Raw genomic sequence first — 16,590 nt, 5'->3', positions numbered from 1 at the left:
AGCCGACTCCACTCGACGCTGGGCTACGTCAGCCCCATGACGTTCGAGAAAAACTGGTCCGCAGCTCAGCAACACCGGGCTGCCTAATTCCCTCGGTTATGGGATTCGTGGAACAGGGGCAAGGTCACAGTAGCCATACAACTTGGCCACGGCATACGGCGAACGCGGATAAAAAGGCGTGGTCTCCTTCTGCGGAATCTCTTGTACCAGGCCATAGAGTTCCGAGGTCGAAGCCTGATAGAAGCGCGTCTTCTTTTCCAGTCCCAGAATGCGAATCGCTTCGAGCAGGCGCAGCGCGCCCAGTGCGTCGCTGTTGGCCGTGTACTCGGGGCTGTCGAACGACACGGCCACGTGTGACTGCGCGCCCAGGTTATAGAGCTCGTCCGGCTGCACCTGCTGGATGATGCGGATCAGGTTGGTGGAGTCTGTCAGATCACCATAATGCAGGATGAAATTGCGGTGATCGACGTGCGGGTCCTGATACAGATGGTCAATACGATCCGTATTGAAAAGCGAAGCGCGGCGTTTGATGCCATGCACTTCGTAGCCCTTGTTCAGCAGGAATTCTGCGAGATAGGCTCCATCCTGACCGGTAATCCCTGTAATAAGCGCGACCTTTTTCATTGCATATCCTGTTCTTAAGCTCTGCCGTAGGAATCCTCGAAGCGGACGATGTCGTCTTCTTCGAGATAATCCCCGCACTGGACTTCGATCATGACCAGTGGCAACTTGCCCGGGTTTTCAAGCCGGTGGCGATTACCAGCCGGAATGTATGTGGACTCGTTCGTGTTGACGAGTAGTTCGTTTTCACCGTTGATCACCTTCGCCATGCCACTGACGACGATCCAGTGCTCGCTGCGGTGGTAATGCATCTGCAGTGAAAGCGAGGCGCCCGGTTTGACCTCGATGCGCTTGATCTTGAAGCGCGTACCGCCCTCCAGCACCGTGTATGTCCCCCAGGGACGATGCACCTTGCGGTGGATCTTGCTGGCCATGTGCCCCTGGGAATTGAGCTGGCGAACGATCTCCTTGACCTCCTGGGCGCGCGACCGGTCGGCAATGAGCAGCGCGTCGGCCGTGTCCACCACAATCAGGTCGTTGGTGCCGACCAGCGTGACCAGACGGTCTTCGCTGCGCACGTAGCAGTTCGCCGCGTCATGCAGCAATGCCTCGCCTTCCACCTTGTTGCCGCCGCCGTCGGCGTCGGTCATGTCGCTGATGGCGCTCCATGAACCTACATCGCTCCAGCCGATTTCGCATGGCACCACTGCGACGTCCGACGATTTCTCCATCAGCGCATAGTCGATGGAGATGTTCGGCGCCTGCTCGAAAGTCTGCGCGTCCAGGGTGCGCTGGACCACGCGATCGCCGCGAAGGGGCTTCGATGCCGCCATGCATGCGCGCGCGGCATCCAGCACGTCAGGCGCATGCATTTCGAGCTGACTCAGCAGCGTCCCCGCGCGGAAACAGAAGATTCCCGCATTCCAGAAATGGCGACCGCTGGCGCAATATTCGGTTGCGCGTTCCAGCGACGGCTTTTCCACGAAGCGGCGCACGTTCGAACCGTCCGCCTCGATATACCCATAGCCCGTTTCGGGTCCGTCCGGACGAATGCCGAGCGTCACCAGCCGACCCTGCCCGGCCAGCACCCGCGCCTGCGCGATGGCGGTGGCGAAGGCCGCCTGGTCCTTGATGACGTGGTCGGCAGCCAGAATCAGCAACGTCGCATCGTCGCCATGGCGTTCTGCCACGTCGAGCGCGGCGGCAGCAATCGCGGCGGCCGTGTTGCGACCGAAGGGCTCCAGCAGATAGGAGGTGGCCAGGCAAGCTTCGTTGACCTCGCGATATTCGTCTTCGGTCTTGAAGAACAATTCACGATTGGTCACCGTCAGCACTTCGGCAACGTCGGGTAATGCCGCGGCGCGCAGGAACGTCTTCTGCAGCAGGCTGTGCGAGCCCCCCAACCGGATAAAGGGCTTGGGATGCAGCTCGCGCGAGACAGGCCACAGCCTGGTACCCGCTCCACCCGAGAGAATCACAGGAACAAAAGTCATAGAAATCGCAAGCTCCAGCGTCCGGCCAATTCAAATTCCATTCGCGATGCATGCCGTTGGCCATCTGGCAGACATGAATCGCGGCTTATTCCATTCTTTTCCACCGAAACTAAACCAGGGCGTGAATCACATTCCGGTAATGTTCGATCACGAACTTTTCATCGAAGATCGACAGCATTTTGGCACGCCCCGCCGCACCCATCCGGCGTATGCCTTCACGGTCACGCAGCACCATTTCTTCCATTTTCGAGGCCAGGTCGCGCGGATCGCGTTCCCTGCACAGCAGTCCGGTTTCTCCGTTGTCCACCACATCCATGCACCCGGGCACGGCAGTGGCGACCACCGGGCGTTCCATCGCTGCGGCCTCCAGCAAGGCGCGCGGAATGCCTTCGCGGTAGGACGGCAACACTACGCAATTTGCCGCGCCGATCATCGGTCGAATATCGGGCACCATTCCCAGATATTCGACGACGCCCTCTCTGACCCATGCCTCGACCTGGCTTTGCGGGATCGCGCTCGGGCTTTCCCCACCGGCCGGTCCGGCAAGTACGAAGCGCACATGCTGGTACTTGGCCTTCAGGGCGCGCGCAGCGGCAACGTATTCGCCGACACCCTTGTCCCACAACATTCGCGCGATCAGCAGGAAGCAGAACTGCTGGTCCGAACTGACAGGCTGCGGTACGGGGGCAAAAAAATCGAGGTCGATGCCCTCGCCCGGCAGCACCGTGCATTTCCGCACGTCGACGAGGCCCGCGGACACGAATGCGCGGCGATCCTCCTGGTTGAGGAACCACACCTGCCCGGAAAACCGCAGCGAAATGCGATACAGCAACTTGCTCAGGCTGGAAACCAGACCCTTGTTAATAAATACATAGCCCAGCCCAGTCGTCACGGCAATCGACCGGATGCCCGCCAGTCGCGCGGCGATCGAGCCATAGATATTCGGCTTGATCGTGTAATGGAAAATCAGCGCGGGCTTTACACGCCGGTACAGCGCCAGCAGCGATGCCACCAGCTTCAGATCCTGAAACGGATTGCGTCCCTGCGCCGCCATCGTCATCGGATGGAATATGCATCCCATGGCGCGCAGCGACGCCGCCTCGGCGTCTTCCGGCGCCACGACGTGCACCTCGTAGCCGTCGTGGATCAGCGCGGTCAGCATGCCACGGCGGAAGCGGTACATCGACCATGCGGTGTTGGCGCAGAAGAGTATCGCGCGGCGCTCTGTCCTGGCGCGCGCGCCATCGCGCGCAAACGTGCGCGTGGCGTCGCCGGGCTGTCGCAAGCAATCCTGGGTCACTGGGCCACCCGGAATGGAGAGTCCACATCGCGCAACCTCGGTGCGGCGGCGTCGCGGGCATGCAGGATCAGGCCTTCCAAGGACGGCCAGGCAATACCGATGTCCGGATCGTTCCAGGCAATGGCGCATTCGAATTGCGGATCGTAGTAGTCCGTCATCTTGTAAAGCACGTCCGCGTACTCGGAAATCACCATGAAGCCATGGGCAAAACCTTCCGGGATCCACAGTTGCCGGAAATTCCGGGCCGACAACGTCACGCCGACCCATTTTCCAAACGTCTTTGAATCGGTGCGCAGGTCCACCGCCACATCGAAAATTTCACCTGCGGTCACGTGCACGAGCTTTCCCTGCGGCCGACGTGTCTGATAATGCAGTCCCCGCAGCACATTGCGCACGGACCTGGACTCGTTGTCCTGCACGAACGTGCGGGAAATGCCAGTTACGCTCTCGAACATCCGCTGGTTAAAGCTTTCCAGGAAATGGCCGCGCTCGTCCCGGAATACGCGTGGCTCCAGAATCAGCACATCGGCAATCGAGGTGGGCGTGGCCATCGGGCCCGGCGGGTGGGTCATTTAACGATATCCATCCGACAGGAGGCCGTGCAGATATTGACCATATGAATTCTTGGCCAGCGCCTTGGCCATTTCCTCCACCGCTTCCGCGCCAATCCATTTATTGCGGAATGCGATTTCCTCGGGGCATGCCACCATCAGTCCCTGCCGCTTCTGCACTGTGGCGATAAAGCTGGCGGCCTCGAGCAGCGAATCGTAGGTGCCGGTATCGAGCCACGCATAGCCGCGACCCAAGACCTCCACCTCCAGCTGACCCATTTCCAGATAACGCTTGTTGACGTCGGTAATCTCGAGTTCTCCGCGCGGCGAAGGACGAATGTCGGCTGCAATATCGCAAACCTGATTGTCGTAGAAATACAGCCCCGTCACCGCGTAGTTGGAGCGCGGCTTGAGGGGCTTTTCCTCGAGAGAAAGCGCACGGAATGCGTCGTCGAATTCTACGACCCCGTAGCGCTCGGGATCGTGCACGTGATAGGCAAATACCGTCGCGCCGCCCTGGCGTGCCGACGTGTCCTTCAATTGGCGGATCAATGCATGACCATGGAAGATGTTGTCTCCCAGGATCAGCGTGGAGGGATCGTTACCCACAAAATCGCGGCCGATGATAAAGGCTTGCGCCAGACCATCCGGCGATGGCTGAACCGCGTATTGCAGGTTCAGGCCCCACTTGGCGCCATCACCGAGCATTTCAGTAAAACGTGGCGTGTCTTCGGGCGTGGAAATGATCAGGATGTCGCGAATGCCCGCCAGCATCAGCGTGCTCAGCGGGTAATAGATCATCGGCTTGTCGTAGACAGGCAGCAGCTGCTTCGAAACCGATCGCGTGATCGGGTAGAGGCGCGTGCCGGAACCGCCGGCCAGGATAATGCCCTTACGCATGTGTCGTATCAGGAAAGGAACTGGTCGATCAGATGATGGACACCTGAGCGCCATTCCGGAAGATGGATTTCAAACGTCTCGCACAGCTTGCTGGTATCAAGACACGAATTGGCCGGGCGCGGCGCCACCTGCGGAAACTCGGCCGATCTCACGGGCTCGATCGCCTCCGGTTTGAGTGTCAATGCAGCGCCGTACGCGGCAGCGTAGCGCACCACCTCGGTAGCGTAGCCGTGCCACGACGTCTGGCCGCGAGCGGCCAGATGATAGATGCCAGCCGGGAACTCGCTGCGATCTTCTCGCAGCCATGCCCGGTCGATGATGCGCGCCGTGACATCCGCCACCAACGCGGCCATCGTCGGCGCACCGATCTGGTCGTCGATCACCTGCAGCGCATCGCGCTCACGGGCCAAGCGAAGCACGGTCCGTGCAAAATTCTGCCCATGCAGCCCGGCCACCCACGATGTGCGCAGCACGATTGCCTGAGCCCCCACATCGGCAATGGCCTGCTCGCCGGCCAGCTTGCTTTTTCCGTAGACCGACAGCGGCCGCGCCGCATCCGATTCGCGATAGGGTGCTGCGCCGGCGCCATCGAACACATAGTCCGTGGAGTAGTGCACCAGCAGGCTGCCCAGCGCGCGCGCCTCTTCCGCAAGTACGCCGGGCGCCACGCCATTCACCGCAAAGGCTTGCTCGACATCCGACTCTGCCCCGTCCACTGCTGTATAAGCCGCCGCGTTGACGATGATGTCCGGGCGCAAGCGCCTGATTACTGCCCGTACGGCGTCCGGCGTGGCCAGATCGCAGGCCGCGTGATCGAATGCCGTCACCGGGCCGAGGCTTGCCAGACTGCGTTGCAACTCAAACCCGACTTGCCCGTTGCTTCCTGTTACAAGAATGGACGGGGTGGGAAGAGCGTTACGCTGCATATTGCTTTGCCACCCAGTTCCGGTATTCTCCCGAGACCACATCCTGCACCCAGGCCTGGTTGCTCAGGTACCACTGAACGGTCTTGCGCAGGCCCGTTTCAAATGTCTCGGCCGGTCGCCAACCCAGTTCCCGCTCCAGCTTGCCGGCGTCGATCGCATAGCGGCGGTCGTGGCCGGGACGATCCTTGACGAACGTGACCTGATCCCGGTACGAACCAGCCGCCTTGGGCTTGAGCTCATCGAGCAGGTCGCAGATGGTGTAGACGACGTCGATATTGGTCTTCTCGTTCCAGCCGCCCACGTTATAGGTCTCGCCGATCCGCCCACGCGCGAGAACCTCGCGAATGGCGTTGCAATGGTCCCCCACGTAGAGCCAGTCGCGCACGTTCTGTCCGTCGCCGTAAACCGGCAGAGGCTTGCCCGCGAGGGCATTCGTGATCATCAGAGGGATCAGCTTCTCGGGAAAATGATACGGACCGTAGTTGTTCGAGCAGTTGGTGGTCACCACCGGCAGGCCGTACGTATGGTGATACGCGCGCACCAGATGGTCGGCGGCGGCCTTTGACGCCGAATACGGGCTGTTCGGGGCGTAGGCGGTTGATTCGGAGAATTGCGGATCGTTTGGTCCGAGCGAGCCGAACACTTCGTCGGTGGATACGTGCAGGAAGCGGAAATCGGCACGGGCGCGGTCGTCCAGACCGCCCCACCAGCCGCGCACCGCCTCGAGCAGCGTGAACGTGCCGACGATGTTGGTCTGGATGAATTCGGCGGGACCGTGGATAGATCTGTCCACATGGCTTTCGGCAGCGAAGTGCACTACGGCGCGGGGCCGGTATGTCTCGAGCAGCATGTCGAGCGCGGCCCTGTCGCAGATATCGGTCTGCGAGAACACGTGGCGAGGATTGCCTTCCAGCGCCGCGAGCGTTTTCAGGTTGCCGGCATAGGTCAGCTTGTCGACATTCACAATAGTGTCAGCGCCCGGCTGGGCGAGCCAGTCGAGAACGAAATTGGCGCCAATAAAACCTGCCCCGCCCGTAACCAGAATGTGCGACAAAACGCTTGCTCCCTGCTTTCGATATGTTTCGATTTGCCGACAAAAGCCGGTCGCCCGCCTGTGCCCGTGGGAGGCTGGCAGAGTTTTTAAGTCCCTGTGGAAGTGGCGGTATTCTATCTGAGCCCGGGTCCCATCTTTTGGGGTGATACCAACTTTTTGTAGCGTCTTGTAACGATTGACCAAATCGATTATGGGAGCTACACGTGTGTGGGCAGCGTTACTTTTAGTGCTGCTATTTGATAGACCATCCCCCGATATCCCGCCGACCGTCTCAATGACCGCGACCGATTCTACTCAGCGCCCATTCGCCATCGGCGACCTGCAAGGCTGTGCCCCCTCTCTTGATGGGCTCCTGGAACGGTTGCCCCCAGAAGCATCCCTGTACTTCGTCGGCGACCTCATCAACCGCGGCCCGGCGTCGCTGGAAACCCTGCGGCGGGTCATTGCGCTTGGTCCGCGCGCCCGCACAGTTCTGGGCAACCACGACATTCACCTTCTTGCCGTAGCCGCGGGCGTCCGCAAGAAGGGGAAGTCAGACACGCTCGATGACATCCTAAGCGCGCCTGATAGCGATGAATTAATCACTTTCCTGCGCCATCAGCCGCTGGCCATCCGCGAGAACGACTTCCTGATCGCCCACGCCGGCGTCCTGCCCCAGTGGACCGCAAGCCAGGTCATCGACTTGGCGCGCGAAGTGGAATCCGAATTGCGCGGATCGAACTGGCAGGGCTTCCTCGCCGACGTTTTTGGCAACGCTGCCGATCGTTGGCACGACAGCCTGCGCGGCATCGAGCGGCACCGGGTCATCGTCAACGCGCTGACCCGGCTGCGTTTTTGCTCCGCAGACGGCGTGATGGACCTCAAGACCAAGGAAGGACTGGGCGAGGCACCGGCCGGCGTCATGCCCTGGTTCGACGTTCCGGGTCGACGCACTGCGGATGTCACCGTGGTGTGCGGACACTGGTCAACGCTCGGCCTGGTCATACGCCCCAACCTGATGGCCCTCGATACCGGCTGCGTCTGGGGCGGCAAACTGACCGCTGCCTTGCTGGCGAGCGAACCGGACAAACGCACGATTATCCAGGTCGACTGCCCGCAGTATTGTGATCCGCTCGCATAGGAATGAATATCCCGCGCCGGCGGGGAGGACGAATCTGTCAGGACGTGGCAGTCATAGCCTCGGCGGGCGTGACGGACGGTGCGAGGCTGAGATTGTGCGCCACCTGCGCGGCCGCGCCGCCTTCGCCGGCAGCGAGGTGAGTCACCACCTCCCGCGCCGCCTCCGCCAGCTCCCGCCGCCCCGCCCCACCCGCCAGCAACTGCGGCCCTAGCGTCAAGCGCGCCTTGATCGGCGGCGACTTCAGGATGGCATTGAGGCAATCGAGCAGCGAAAGATCGTCGATATACGCGGGCGCGAGGGTTGGCTGGCCGGTTGCCGCGTCCAGATAGCGCAGGCCGACCGGTTGCACAGGCAGACCGCCGGCCACTGGCGCCTGCATTAAATTGGCGTGGAACGGCAGGACCTTGCTGCCATCGGTGGTCGTGCCTTCCGGAAAGACACATACCAGGTCGCCTTGCTGCATCACTTCGGTGATGTGATGCAGCACGCGATGCGCGTCGCGCTTGCGGGCACGTTCGATAAAGATCGTGCCGGTTTTTTCGCACAGCCAGCCGACGATCGGCCAACTGCGGATTTCCGATTTGGCGACGAAGCGCACCGGTTGCCAGCTATGGATGACGTAGATGTCGAGCCATGAAATATGGTTCGACACCAGCATCGCACCCTTGGGCACGGCCTGTCCTTCGGCCAAGCCCTGCACTTCCACCTCGATCCCGCAGATGGCCAGCAGCTTGCGCGACCAACTGCGGATCATGCGCTCGCGCAGGTGAGTGCTCGCCCACGGGAAGACCGTTGCGCACAGGAGCATTCCACGAAGCAGTAGCAAGAACAGCCGCAGCTTGCGTAACCAGATCATCTCGACCCCCGGTAGCCTTTGGCGCGATCGGCGAGCTGCCGGCTCAGCGTTGCTCGAACACGACCTGGCCGCCCACCAGTGTCATGCGCACGCGGCCTTGCATCTCGTAGCCCAGCCATGGCGAGTTCTTGCCCTGGCTCTTGAGGGCGCTGCGCTCAACCTTCCAGATCTGCTTCGGATCGAATACGCAGACGTCGGCGGCGCTGCCGGCCGTCAGCGACCCAGCATGCAGGCCGATCACGCGCGCCGGCTCGCTGGTAATGCGTGCCAGCGCCTTGGCCAGCGGAACCTTGTGTTCCGCGGCCCAGCGCAGCGTCAACGGAAGCAACAGTTCCAAGCCCGTGGCGCCCGGCGTGGCTTCGTCGAAGGGCAGGAGCTTTTCGTCATCGTCGACCGGCGTGTGGTCGGAACAGAGGGCATCGATGGTGCCGTCGGCAAGCGCTGCCACGATGGCATCGCGGTCGCGCGGGCTGCGCAGCGGCGGCGTAAAACGCATCTGGCTGTTGAAGAAGCCGATGTCCATGTCGGTCAGCGACACGTGGTGCACGTTCACATCGCACGTCACCGGCAAGCCTTCCTTGCGCGCCTGGCGCACCAGTTCCAGGCCGGCGGCCGACGACAGGCGGCACAGGTGCACGCGCGCGCCCGTGGCGCGGATCAATTCGAAGATGGTGTGCAGCCGCACCGTCTCAGCGATGACCGACACGCCCGACAGGCCCAGCCGCGAGGCGATCGCCCCGCTCGCCGCCACGCCGCCGCCCAGGAACGGGTCTTCCGGGCGCAGCCAGAGCGTGAAGCCAAACGTCTGCGCGTACTGCATCGCGCGCTGCAGCACCTTGGTGTCCTTGATCGGCGCCTCGGCCTGGCTGAAGCCGACGCAGCCGGCTTCGGTAAGCTGCCCCATCTCGGTCAGCGCTTCGCCCTTGAGACCCACCGTAAGCGCGCCGAGCGGATAGACGTGCGTCTGGTTCAGCTTGTGGGCGCGAAACTTCAGCATTTCAACCAGGCCCGGCTCGTCGAGCACCGGATCGGTGTCGGGCGGGCAAACCAGGCTGGTCACGCCGCCGGCCGTCGCGGCGGACAGTTCGGATTCGAGCGTGGCCTTGTATTCGTAGCCCGGCTCGCGCAGCCGCGCGGATAGGTCTACCAGGCCCGGGCATACGATCAGCCCCCTGGCGTCGATGGTCTTGTTGGCGTTGAAATCGGCGGGCGCCTTGCCCACGCCGACGATTTTGCCTGCGGCGATGTACAGGTCCTGTTCGGCGTCGACATTTGCGGCCGGATCGATCAGGCGGCCACCCTGGATGTGAATCTTCATGTCTAGTTCGCTGGCGTCTATTCGGTTTTTGGTTTGCCGCCTTGGGAGGCGCTATCAAAAGGAAGCAAAGCGGTTCTGGCTAGGCGCGCGGCCGCAGACAGTACAAGTGGTACAGCAAGGTCGCGCAACGACGCCAGAATCATTTGATAGTGACTCTCAGTCGTTGTTGCCGGCGACGATGCCCATCACGGCCATGCGTACCGCGATGCCGAACGTCACCTGGTTCAGGATCACCGATTGCGAGCCGTCGGCCACGGCGGAGTCGATTTCCACGCCGCGGTTCATCGGCCCCGGATGCATCACGATCGCGTCCGGCTTGGCCAGCGCCAGGCGCTCCGGCGTCAGGCCGTAGGCCTTGAAATATTCCTGTGCGGAGGGCAGCAGCGCGCCGCTCATGCGTTCGTTCTGCAGGCGCAGCATGATCACCACGTCGACGCCTTTCAGACCCTCTTCCATGTTGTGGAAGACGCGCACGCCCATCTGTTCCAGGCCGGACGGCAGCAGCGTGCGCGGACCGATGGCGCGCACTTCGGGCACGCCCAGCGTAGTCAGCGCGTGAATGTCGGAGCGCGCGACACGCGAGTGCAGGATGTCGCCAACGATTGCCACCGTCAGGTTGGTGAAATCCTTCTTGAAATGCCGGATCGTGTACATGTCCAGCAGGCCCTGCGTCGGGTGGGCGTGACGACCGTCGCCCGCGTTGATCACATGCACGTGTGGCGCGACATGTTCGGCGATCAGGTAAGGCGCACCGGAACTGGCATGACGGACGACGAACATGTCCGCCGACATCGCCGACAGGTTGTTGATCGTGTCGAGCAGAGACTCGCCCTTGCTAGTCGACGACGCGTTGATGTTCAGGTTCAGCACGTCGGCCGACAGCCGCTTGGCGGCGATCTCGAACGTGGTGCGCGTGCGCGTCGAGTTTTCGAAGAACAGGTTGAACACGCTCTTGCCGCGCAGCAGCGGCACCTTCTTGACGTCGCGGTCGGAGTCGGACAGCGACACGAACTGGCTGGCGGTATCGAGGATATGCGTGATCATGTCACGCGACAGGCCCTCGATCGACAACAGATGCTTCAGTTCGCCGTTCTTGGTGAGCTGCGGGTTTCGGAACGTCTTGGTCATGGCAGGTGGTTCGGGCGCGGGTCGGTCTTGTATGGCTTGGGCTTGACGTTTTGGCGGGGCTTCAGGTTGACATTCAGGCACGCGGCTGTGTAGCGAACGCGAAGCGCGTGGCGGCGCCTTCGCCTTCGCGGGACAGCACCAGCGTCTGGTCGAGCGGCAGTTCGATCGAGGCGGCGGCGTAGTCGGCCGAAAACGGCAGTTCGCGGCCACCGCGGTCCGCCAGCACGGCCAGCGCCACGCGCGCGGGGCGGCCATAGTCGAACAATTCGTTGACCGCCGCGCGGATCGTGCGGCCGGTCGCCAGTACGTCGTCGATCAGCAGGACGTTGCGATCCTCCACATCGAACGGCAGCGTGGTCGGCTGCGCCTGGCTGTGCAAGCCCTTCTTGGCGTAATCGTCGCGATGGAATGCCACGTTGATCACACCGTGGGGGCCGAGCTTCAGATCCGCCGCCAGGCGCTCTGCAATCCAGGCGCCGCCGGAATGGATGCCGGCCACGGACCAGCGGGCACGGTCGTCGGCCGGCATCAGCGCCTGGGCCTGGTCGCGCAGCGCGTGGTACAGCGCCTCGGCGTCGGGAGTGGAGGTCTGGGTCATAGCGGGAATTCGTCGAAATACTGTTGCAGGATGATCCGGGCGGCCTCGGCGTCCAACGCGCCGCGAGCGGCCCCGGCCATCGACGCCGCGCGCGAGGAATAGCGTTCGTCCACCCACTCGACCGGCAGATCGAAACGGCCGTTCAACTGGTTGCCGAAGCGGCGCGCAAGCCGCATGGAAGGCTGCTCCTCGTCGTCCGGGCCGGCCTCGGGATTGACCGGCATGCCGACCACCAGGCGCACCGGCGCCCATTCGTGGATCAGCGCAGCCACGGCCTGGAAGCGGCCTTCCACCGTCACGTTCGGAAGAATGGTCAGGGCGCGCGCTTGCCGGGTGATGAAATTGCCGAGCGCGACGCCGATTTTTTTCTCGCCATAGTCGAAGGCGAGCACCGTGCCGTCGCGGGGCGCCTCGCGCCCCGGCTGATCAGGCATGCCCCGCCTCGCCTGAAAGCATCGCCACATCGATGCCGAGCAGGCGCACGGCCGCGGCGAAACGTTCTTCGGGCGGCACACTGAAAATGATTTCGGGATCGGCCTGGACGGTCAGCCAGCCGTTGCGGCTCAACTCTTCCTCGAGCTGGCCCGCACCCCAACCGGCGTATCCGAGCGTCAGCAGAAAGCGATGCGGCCCGCTACCGTTGGCAACCGCTTCCAGCACATCCTTGGACGTGGTCATCTCCAGGCCGCCCGGCACCGCCAGCGACGACACATAGATGCCAACGGGATCGTGCAGCACGAAGCCGCGCTCGGTCTGGACGGGTCCGCCGAAATACACGGGCTGATGCGCAACGGGCTGGATTTCGAGCTTGAGATCGATCTTGTCGAACAGCGTCGCCATGTCGATATCGATGGGCCGGTTGATCACCAGGCCAAGCGCGCCGCGTTCGTTATGCTCGCAGAGATAGACAACGGAACCTGAAAACGTCGGATCGGCCATGCCGGGCATGGCAATCAGGAACTGATTGGTGAGATTGATGGAAGCTTCGGGCGTCGCCATGGCTTGCATTCTACCAAATCGTCGCCCGGGTTCCTGTAAAACTTCTGTGTCCGAAGGCACCGTGCCGCACCGCGGCGCAGGCCGTTTCAGGCCCCTGCGGACGGCTTCAGCGCGGCCAGATCGTCGGCCGTCAGCCAGCGCCATTGGCCCGGTGCGAGCGCCGGGTCGAGCTGCAGGCCGCCGATCGCACTGCGATGGAGCGCCGTCACATGATTGCCGGTCGCCGCGACCATCCGCTTGACCTGGTGATATTTGCCTTGCATCAGCGTCAGGCGCAGGCTCCGTTCGCCGGTGGCCTCGCAGGCGTCGGCGGCAATCGGGGCGGGCTCATCGTCCAGCTTCACGCCGGTGCGCAGCGCTTCGACCTGCTCTGGCGTCACGGGGTCGAAGGTCGTCACTTCGTAGACCTTGGGCACCTGCTTCTTGGGCGACGTCTGGGCGTGGATGAACTGCCCGTCATCGGTCAGCAGCAGCAATCCCGTGGTGTCATGATCCAGGCGCCCCACCGCCTGCACTTCGCGCTGGCGCAACGGCACAGGCAGCAGGTTGTAGACGCTGGGATGGTGGCGCGGACGTTGCGAACATTCATAGCCTTCCGGCTTGTTCAGCATCAGATACGCCTTGGTGCAGGCCAGCCATTGCTCGCCGTCGACGGTCAGGCGCAGGCCATCCACCTCGAAGCGCGCGCCGGGATCCTCGCACAGTACGCCGTCGACCTCGACGAGACCCGCCTCGACAAGGTCGCCACAATAGCGACGGGTGCCGAAGCCTTGGGATTGGAGGATGCGGTCAAGGGTAGTTGCCATGAAAATGTCTGATTGAAGCCAGTGATTGCCTGATGGTCATGTTAGGTTACGGCGATGCGTAGATCACCTTCCCCAGATTCCGAACCGGTCGCCGCCAACGGGCGCCGGCCCTACCAGATCGACCGCGACTTCGCGCGCGGGCTGGTCTGGTTCCGGCGCGACCTGCGCGCCGACGACCATGCGGCGCTGCATTATGCCCTCAAGCACTGCCGGCAGGTATGGTGCGTATTCGTGCTGGATCGGCAAATCCTTGACCCGCTGCTGGCGCGCGGCCTGAAGGCGGACCGCCGCGTCGAATTCATCCTGAAGTCGCTGAAACCGCTGCAAGACGCGCTGGCGGCGGCCGGTGGCGGACTAATAGTGCTGCATGACAGCGCGCGCGACGCCATCCCGAAACTCGCCGCCGATCTCGATGTCGAGGCCGTCTTCGCCAATCACGACTACGAACCGGCCGCCCGCGACCGCGACGCCTCGGTGCGAAAGGCGCTCGCCGCCGACTCGCGGCTGCTGTTCACGTTCAAGGACCAGGTGATTTTCGAGGCCGATGAAATCCTGACCGCGCAAGGCCATCCGTTCAGCGTCTTTACGCCGTACAAGAACGCGTGGCTGCGCGCGCTGCAGCCGTTCGACGTCCGTCCGTACCCGATCCAGCCATACCTGAAGACGCTGGCGCCGGTCCCTGAACCGCTCCGCCAACCCATGCCGACACTGGCGTCGCTGGGATTTGCGCCAAGCAATCTCGCGGAAATCGCCATGCCGACCGGCAGCGACGGCGCGCAGGCGCTGTTCGACGAATTTCTGGACCGCATCGGCGATTACGGCAACCGCCGCGATTTCCCCGCCGTGCGCGGCCCGAGCTACCTGTCCGTGCATCTGCGATTCGGCACGATCTCGATCCGCACGCTGGTGCGCGCCGCCAATGACGCAGCCATGCGCGGCGGCGCGGCCGGCCCCGGCGCAGCGGTCTGGCTTTCCGAGCTGATCTGGCGCGATTTCTACTTCATGATCCTGCATCACCATCCGCGCGTGGCCGAAGGCAAATCGTTTCATGCGGAATACGATGCGCTGCGCTGGACCGCACCGGCCGATGGCGAGCGCTATTTCCAGGCGTGGTGCGACGCGCAAACCGGCTATCCACTGGTGGACGCGGCGATGCTGCAGATTCGCCAAAGCGGCTACATGCACAACCGCCTGCGCATGGTCACCGCGAGCTTTCTTTCGAAGGACCTGGGCGTGGATTGGCGCCGTGGCGAGCAATATTTCGCCGATCAGCTCAATGACTTCGACCTCGCCGCCAACAACGGCGGCTGGCAGTGGGCGGCCTCCACCGGCTGCGATGCGCAGCCATACTTCCGCATCTTCAATCCGGTCACGCAATCGCAGAAATTTGACCCGCAGGGCCGCTTTATCCGCAAATACCTGCCGATGCTCGCAGCACTGCCGGACAAGTACATCCATGCGCCGTGGACCGCGCCGGACGATGTGCTGGCCGCGGCCGGTGTAAAGCTTGGGGAAGACTATCCGCGGCCGATCGTGCAGCACGACGTGGCGCGCAAGGAAACCCTGCAGCGCTATGCGGCGGTGAAGGAATCGAAGGCAAAAACCACCGGGCCGTGATGAGCGGCCTGCGCGCCGCATCGTCACCGCGCACGGGCGACTGGCGCGCAGTGCGGCGCCTTGTGCAAACGCCGGGCGGGTGATGGTCGGGGACGGACCGGGCGTAAAAGCCGTTTGGCAACGCCCGCCGCCGACGCGACGATGCGCCGCCGGCAAGCCGAGCCGAGACCCGCTACGCCGCCAGCATCGCGCTCTCGCGATAGTGCTTCTGGGCGTCCTCGGGGCGATCCGTTTCCTCGAACAGGCGTGCCAGCGCCAGGTGGGATCGCACGCAAATCCGACGCTGCGCGTCGCGGTCTGCGTACTTCAGTGCGCGCTCGAAATTCGACTGCGCCTTGCCCCACAACTGCTCACCCAAGCACAGCACGCCCAGTGTGTAGTACAGATCGGCGTCGTTCGGATGATCGACCAGCCACTTCTCGGCCTGCTGGATCTGCGGCAGCGCCTTGCCCGCCTCCGCGCAATCAGCGTAACGCTGCACCAACCGGCTGTCCCAATTGACCTTGAGCGCATCCTCGATGATGCGGCGCGCCTCGTTCTGCCCGTTCAGCGCCGAGAAATATCGCGCCGCCTGTTCCGCGATGCGCACGGCGTGGCGCTCGTCGGGCGACAGCGAGCGCCAGAAGTGGTAAAGCGATTCGGCGTCATGGCGACGCTCGTCGAGCATCGCCTCCACGGCCATCTGCTTCAAACGCAGCGCCAGCACCGGGTGCAGCGCGTTGCGTTTTTCCAGCGATCGCGCCAGGCGCAGCACTTCGGACCAGTTCTTCAGATGCTGGTGCGCCCGTAACGCAATCCGTTGCACGTGGATCTGCCGTCCGCCCTTTTCCTGCAACTGCGCGATGGTCTCGAGCGCCCCTTCCGCATCGCGCGCGTCGACCAGCAACTCGGCCATCGACACCAGGCGCGCCTGTTCGCGGTCAGGGTCCGTGACCTGCGCCATCCACGCGTCGCGGCGCTCCGATTCCTGCATCCGGTGTGCCGCACGGGCGCCAACCAGCGCGGCGGTCTGCGCCTGCTCGGGCCAGGCCTGCGCTTCCTTGGCGGCGCGCTCGGCACGCGCAAAGCGTCCGGCAAACAGGTTTTCGATCGATTCGCGCATTGCCGCCTGCGCCTTGCTCATGCGGCTGCGCTCACGATAGGCCGCGGCCCGCAGCGGCATTTCGGACAGATGGCGCACGGTGGACATGACGGTCCACACCACAAAGAAGATCAGCAGCAACAGCGCCAGCGCCAGGTTCAGCGACATCTCGACGCGATACGGCGGATAGAACAGCACCACGTTGCTGTGATTGAACTGCGTGAAGAGCGCCAGCCCAACCGCGCCGCCAAACAGTACGGCTACCCAGAAAAGGAGTCGCAT

Annotated in this window: 16 protein-coding genes and 1 pseudogene; 2 read left to right on the top strand and 15 right to left on the bottom strand. The window is 63.1% G+C overall.

Annotation, left to right across the window (positions count from 1 at the left end):
* Nucleotides 1-129: 129 nt before the first annotated feature.
* The 7 genes and pseudogenes from F7R19_RS06185 to rfbB form a co-directional block, all read right to left on the bottom strand.
* Nucleotides 130-624: pseudogene (locus F7R19_RS06185) on the bottom strand (GDP-mannose 4,6-dehydratase); the annotation flags it as partial.
* Between the two features lie 14 nt (nt 625-638).
* Complete coding sequence (locus F7R19_RS06180; protein WP_150979666.1) at nt 639-2,054, bottom strand: mannose-1-phosphate guanylyltransferase/mannose-6-phosphate isomerase; 1,416 nt, start codon at nt 2,052-2,054, stop codon at nt 639-641.
* A gap of 109 nt (nt 2,055-2,163) precedes the next feature.
* Nucleotides 2,164-3,339 (bottom strand): glycosyltransferase family 4 protein, encoded by a 1,176-nt coding sequence (locus F7R19_RS06175; protein ID WP_170292555.1) that lies wholly within the window; start codon nt 3,337-3,339, stop codon nt 2,164-2,166.
* 11 nt (nt 3,340-3,350) lie between these two features.
* The gene (rfbC, locus tag F7R19_RS06170; RefSeq protein WP_150979664.1) at nt 3,351-3,905 is read right to left on the bottom strand and encodes a dTDP-4-dehydrorhamnose 3,5-epimerase; all 555 of its coding nucleotides are present in this window, start codon (nt 3,903-3,905) and stop codon (nt 3,351-3,353) included.
* Between the two features lie 21 nt (nt 3,906-3,926).
* Nucleotides 3,927-4,805 (bottom strand): glucose-1-phosphate thymidylyltransferase RfbA, encoded by an 879-nt coding sequence (gene rfbA, locus F7R19_RS06165; protein WP_150979663.1) that lies wholly within the window; start codon nt 4,803-4,805, stop codon nt 3,927-3,929.
* An 8-nt stretch (nt 4,806-4,813) separates the two neighbouring features.
* A complete protein-coding gene (rfbD, locus tag F7R19_RS06160) occupies nt 4,814-5,731 on the bottom strand; it encodes a dTDP-4-dehydrorhamnose reductase (protein ID WP_150979662.1) in 918 nt (305 codons plus the stop codon).
* A complete protein-coding gene (rfbB, locus tag F7R19_RS06155; protein ID WP_150979661.1) occupies nt 5,721-6,785 on the bottom strand; it encodes a dTDP-glucose 4,6-dehydratase in 1,065 nt (354 codons plus the stop codon). The genes rfbD and rfbB overlap by 11 nt, the downstream gene beginning before the upstream one ends.
* Before the next feature lie 274 nt (nt 6,786-7,059).
* Between rfbB and F7R19_RS06150 the strand changes: the two genes are divergently transcribed.
* Nucleotides 7,060-7,905 carry a symmetrical bis(5'-nucleosyl)-tetraphosphatase gene (locus F7R19_RS06150; protein ID WP_150979660.1) on the top strand — a complete coding sequence of 282 codons (846 nt, stop codon included), beginning with the start codon at nt 7,060-7,062 and terminating at the stop codon, nt 7,903-7,905.
* 37 nt (nt 7,906-7,942) lie between these two features.
* Here F7R19_RS06150 and F7R19_RS06145 read toward each other — a convergent pair whose 3' ends face one another.
* From F7R19_RS06145 to F7R19_RS06115, 7 genes are all read right to left on the bottom strand, one after another.
* Nucleotides 7,943-8,761, bottom strand: coding sequence for a lysophospholipid acyltransferase family protein (locus F7R19_RS06145; protein ID WP_150979659.1), 819 nt, complete (start codon nt 8,759-8,761; stop codon nt 7,943-7,945).
* A gap of 43 nt (nt 8,762-8,804) precedes the next feature.
* Nucleotides 8,805-10,079 carry a dihydroorotase gene (locus tag F7R19_RS06140; RefSeq protein ID WP_150979658.1) on the bottom strand — a complete coding sequence of 425 codons (1,275 nt, stop codon included), beginning with the start codon at nt 10,077-10,079 and terminating at the stop codon, nt 8,805-8,807.
* A 156-nt stretch (nt 10,080-10,235) separates the two neighbouring features.
* The gene (locus F7R19_RS06135) at nt 10,236-11,207 is read right to left on the bottom strand and encodes an aspartate carbamoyltransferase catalytic subunit (protein WP_061952657.1); all 972 of its coding nucleotides are present in this window, start codon (nt 11,205-11,207) and stop codon (nt 10,236-10,238) included.
* 73 nt (nt 11,208-11,280) lie between these two features.
* On the bottom strand, nt 11,281-11,805 hold the full coding sequence (gene pyrR, locus F7R19_RS06130; RefSeq protein ID WP_150979657.1) for a bifunctional pyr operon transcriptional regulator/uracil phosphoribosyltransferase PyrR: 525 nt from the start codon (nt 11,803-11,805) through the stop codon (nt 11,281-11,283).
* Complete coding sequence (ruvX, locus tag F7R19_RS06125; RefSeq protein ID WP_061952661.1) at nt 11,802-12,239, bottom strand: Holliday junction resolvase RuvX; 438 nt, start codon at nt 12,237-12,239, stop codon at nt 11,802-11,804. Before ruvX ends, pyrR begins: the two co-directional genes overlap by 4 nt.
* Nucleotides 12,232-12,804 (bottom strand): YqgE/AlgH family protein, encoded by a 573-nt coding sequence (locus F7R19_RS06120; protein WP_061952702.1) that lies wholly within the window; start codon nt 12,802-12,804, stop codon nt 12,232-12,234. Before F7R19_RS06120 ends, ruvX begins: the two co-directional genes overlap by 8 nt.
* A gap of 86 nt (nt 12,805-12,890) precedes the next feature.
* On the bottom strand, nt 12,891-13,610 hold the full coding sequence (locus F7R19_RS06115) for a pseudouridine synthase (protein ID WP_061952663.1): 720 nt from the start codon (nt 13,608-13,610) through the stop codon (nt 12,891-12,893).
* A gap of 54 nt (nt 13,611-13,664) precedes the next feature.
* Here F7R19_RS06115 and F7R19_RS06110 point away from each other — a divergent pair, with 54 nt between their 5' ends.
* Complete coding sequence (locus tag F7R19_RS06110; RefSeq protein WP_061952665.1) at nt 13,665-15,227, top strand: cryptochrome/photolyase family protein; 1,563 nt, start codon at nt 13,665-13,667, stop codon at nt 15,225-15,227.
* Nucleotides 15,228-15,399: 172 nt separating this feature from the next.
* Here the strand turns inward: F7R19_RS06110 and F7R19_RS06105 are convergent, their stop codons facing one another.
* A complete protein-coding gene (locus F7R19_RS06105) occupies nt 15,400-16,590 on the bottom strand; it encodes a heme biosynthesis protein HemY (protein ID WP_150979656.1) in 1,191 nt (396 codons plus the stop codon).

It is taken from the genome of Cupriavidus pauculus (genome assembly GCF_008801835.1).
GTDB classification, from domain to species: domain Bacteria; phylum Pseudomonadota; class Gammaproteobacteria; order Burkholderiales; family Burkholderiaceae; genus Cupriavidus; species Cupriavidus pauculus.
The sequence above is the reverse complement of the archived record's forward strand: the minus strand, read 5'-3'. Positions and strand labels throughout refer to the sequence as shown.

Bases quoted from the DNA above. Each gene is read 5' to 3' on its own strand.
- F7R19_RS06180 (WP_150979666.1), bottom strand. From the start codon at position 2,054: ATGACTTTTGTTCCTGTGATTCTCTCGGGTGGAGCGGGTACCAGGCTG.
- rfbC (WP_150979664.1), bottom strand. From the start codon at position 3,905: ATGGCCACGCCCACCTCGATTGCCGATGTGCTGATTCTGGAGCCACGC.
- rfbA (WP_150979663.1), bottom strand. From the start codon at position 4,805: ATGCGTAAGGGCATTATCCTGGCCGGCGGTTCCGGCACGCGCCTCTAC.
- rfbD (WP_150979662.1), bottom strand. From the start codon at position 5,731: ATGCAGCGTAACGCTCTTCCCACCCCGTCCATTCTTGTAACAGGAAGC.
- F7R19_RS06150 (WP_150979660.1), top strand. From the start codon at position 7,060: ATGACCGCGACCGATTCTACTCAGCGCCCATTCGCCATCGGCGACCTG.
- F7R19_RS06145 (WP_150979659.1), bottom strand. From the start codon at position 8,761: ATGATCTGGTTACGCAAGCTGCGGCTGTTCTTGCTACTGCTTCGTGGA.
- F7R19_RS06140 (WP_150979658.1), bottom strand. From the start codon at position 10,079: ATGAAGATTCACATCCAGGGTGGCCGCCTGATCGATCCGGCCGCAAAT.
- F7R19_RS06135 (WP_061952657.1), bottom strand. From the start codon at position 11,207: ATGACCAAGACGTTCCGAAACCCGCAGCTCACCAAGAACGGCGAACTG.
- pyrR (WP_150979657.1), bottom strand. From the start codon at position 11,805: ATGACCCAGACCTCCACTCCCGACGCCGAGGCGCTGTACCACGCGCTG.
- ruvX (WP_061952661.1), bottom strand. From the start codon at position 12,239: ATGCCTGATCAGCCGGGGCGCGAGGCGCCCCGCGACGGCACGGTGCTC.
- F7R19_RS06120 (WP_061952702.1), bottom strand. From the start codon at position 12,804: ATGGCGACGCCCGAAGCTTCCATCAATCTCACCAATCAGTTCCTGATT.
- F7R19_RS06115 (WP_061952663.1), bottom strand. From the start codon at position 13,610: ATGGCAACTACCCTTGACCGCATCCTCCAATCCCAAGGCTTCGGCACC.
- F7R19_RS06110 (WP_061952665.1), top strand. From the start codon at position 13,665: ATGCGTAGATCACCTTCCCCAGATTCCGAACCGGTCGCCGCCAACGGG.
- F7R19_RS06105 (WP_150979656.1), bottom strand. From the start codon at position 16,590: ATGCGACTCCTTTTCTGGGTAGCCGTACTGTTTGGCGGCGCGGTTGGG.